The following is a 2,707-nucleotide window of genomic DNA, read 5'->3' as shown; positions in this document are numbered from 1 at the left end:
AGGGTGGGTGATAGTTTGAATTATAAGATAACTTATTTTGAAATGGAGAATCTATATAGTGGAAACCGTATTTCTCTTAGTTTAGTGGAATTATTGAGTTCTTTAAAAAGAACTTGAGGGATGTGGATTATTAATAATATATGGTTAGTAGACATAACCTTTGCTTCTTAATTATAGGAGGTAAATAAAAATGAGTGCGATAGCAGGGGTTTTTAAGTTTGATGATGAATTTACGATTACCGAGTGTGGTAGGAGATTAATGAGCGAATTACAAGAATATCCTGCAGATGATGTTCAAGAGTGGTATAAAAAAAATGTCTTTTTAGGTTGTCATGCACAATGGATTACACCGGAATCCATTGGTGAGAAATTACCTTTTTATGATTTTACAAGGCAGTTGGCGATTACAGCAGACGCTATTATTGATAATAGGAATGAATTATTTGACCGGTTACAAGTTGATCATAAGGATAGAAAAAGAATGACAGACAGTGAGTTAATATTATTTGCCTATCACAAGTGGGGTGAGGAGTCTCCAAAGTATTTAGTAGGAGATTTTGCTTTTATAATTTGGGATGAGAGAAACCAACTGCTTTTTGGAGCAAGGGATTTTTCGGGGGGACGAACATTATATTTTTATCATGATCAAGAAAGAGCTGCATTGTGTACATTGATAAAACCACTCTTTTCTTTACCGTATATAGAAAAGAAGTTGAATGAACAATGGCTTGCTGAATATTTGGCTATAAGTGGCATGATTGATGTTGTAGATGCATTTATTACGCCATATGAAAATATAAAACAAATCCCACCAGCGCATAGTGTAACAATAACTAAAAGAAAAGTGAAATTTTCGAAATATGTAAGTCTGGATTCGGTAAAGAAGATTAAACTTAAATCAACCGAAGAGTATGTGGAAGCGTTTCAAGAAGTGTTTCAAGAAGCGGTTACATCTCGTTTACGAACAAATCGGAAAATAGGAATACAGCTTAGTGGAGGATTAGATTCAGGATCAATTGCTAGTTTTGCTGGTAGGGTTCTACAGAAAGAAAATAAGCCATTACATACTTTCAGTTATATCCCACCTAGTGATTTTGAAGATTTTACGCCAAAAAATTTGATGCCAGATGAAAGAATGCTTATTAAAGAAACGGTACGACATGTTGGGGGAATAACAGATCATTATCTTGATTTTAAAGGGCGGGACCCATTTTCTGAAGTGGAAGATTTTCTCGAAATAATGGAGACACCTTATAAATTTTTTGAAAATTCATTCTGGCTGAAGGGAATGTTTGAAGAGGGATATAGAGAGGGCATTGGGGTGCTATTAAATGGAGGTAGAGGGAACCTGTCTATATCATGGGGGTCGGCAATGGATTATTATGCTTTGCTTTTTAAGCGCTTCAAGTGGCTTACATTAACTTACGAATTAAATCAATATAGTAAAAAAGTTGGTGGAGCTAGACTGAGGAGAATTCCGAATATTATAAGGATTGCATATCCATTTGTTGATAGAATTTTCCCGTCAAGTACACCATATATATTTCCTAGAATTATTAATGGAGATTTTGCTAAAAGAATGGGAGTGTTTGAGAAGTTAAAGCAACATGGCATAGGTGAAAGTGGCTGGTTTGCTGCAACAAATATATATAAGCAAAGAAAAAGTCATTTTGAAGAGGTTTTTCATTGGAACGCAAGCAATACTATAGCTACGAAGCTATCATTAAAATACTCGCTTTGGAAACGAGATCCAACGAATGATATAAGGGTGATTCGCTATTGTTTATCTGTGCCAGAAGAACAATATGTACAAGGGGGATTAGATCGCGCACTTATCAGGAATGCTACAAGTAATCTTTTGCCTGATAAAATACGATTAAATCAAAAAATTCAAGGGGTTCAAGGGGCAGATTGGGTGCATAGAATGCTTCCAAATTGGTCCACGTTTATAGAAGAGATAGAGAAACTCTCTAGAGATGAAAGAGCGTTGAATTTTCTAGACGGTGAGGTAATAAAGAAGGCACTTTTAAAAGCTCAAGGAGATGTTCGTGCGGAGCATGCGATTGATGTTGATTACAAAATTTTAATGCGAAGTTTAATTGTTTACCGGTTTATTCAAAAATTTATGTGAAAGGAGGTGATAATATGAAAAAGGAATGGGAGATTCCTGTGTTAGAAATGCTTGATGTTAAGATGACAATGGCTTCTACAGTCTATGGACCATATACCGATGAAGCGTACGTGCCAGGTACTCCAGTAGATCCTAATAATCCTGGTACTTGGAATCGCTTTACGAGTTAAAAGAAGAAACTATTGAATTTGTTTGTTATTTTCATAATAAGGTAATTATCAAAAAAGAGATTGGTAGTTATAAAAAGCCTGTATACATAAAGGAGTATATAGGCTTTTTATATAATTTTCTATAAATGGGAGAGAAATCTAATGCTAGAAACTAAAAAAGGGGCTATTTATAAAGCTTTTGGTTTCAATATTTTTAGTGAGATTCCTATGCCAGAATTATCTCAAATAAATATGAAAGAATGTTTAATAGATATTGAAATTAGAATGGATAAGAATTTTCATTTTGAATTATTAGATGTACCGTATAAACATGTGGTTCAAGGAACGAAGGTTATGTTTTATATTCCGAATGTTGCGATTTTTTCGGTTCAAGATGGAGAAAAGATAACTATTTCACCTGAAAGTG

The 2,707-nt window shown here is 34.2% G+C and carries 2 protein-coding genes and 1 pseudogene; all 3 read left to right on the top strand.

Annotation, left to right across the window (positions count from 1 at the left end):
* Positions 1–190: 190 nt before the first annotated feature.
* Complete coding sequence (locus KI356_RS26405; RefSeq protein WP_212936930.1) at positions 191–2,131, top strand: asparagine synthase-related protein; 1,941 nt, start codon at positions 191–193, stop codon at positions 2,129–2,131.
* A gap of 14 nt (positions 2,132–2,145) precedes the next feature.
* Positions 2,146–2,301, top strand: coding sequence for a paeninodin family lasso peptide (locus tag KI356_RS26400; protein WP_212936929.1), 156 nt, complete (start codon positions 2,146–2,148; stop codon positions 2,299–2,301).
* A 141-nt stretch (positions 2,302–2,442) separates the two neighbouring features.
* Positions 2,443–2,707: pseudogene (locus KI356_RS26395) on the top strand (aldolase); the annotation flags it as partial.

It is taken from the genome of Bacillus hominis, assembly GCF_018332515.1.
GTDB lineage: Bacteria > Bacillota > Bacilli > Bacillales > Bacillaceae_G > Bacillus_A > Bacillus_A hominis.
The sequence above is the reverse complement of the archived record's forward strand: the minus strand, read 5'-3'. Positions and strand labels throughout refer to the sequence as shown.

Excerpts from the sequence above, each read along its gene's own strand:
- KI356_RS26405 (WP_212936930.1), top strand. The coding sequence starts at position 191 with ATGAGTGCGATAGCAGGGGTTTTTAAGTTTGATGATGAATTTACGATT.
- KI356_RS26400 (WP_212936929.1), top strand. The coding sequence starts at position 2,146 with ATGAAAAAGGAATGGGAGATTCCTGTGTTAGAAATGCTTGATGTTAAG.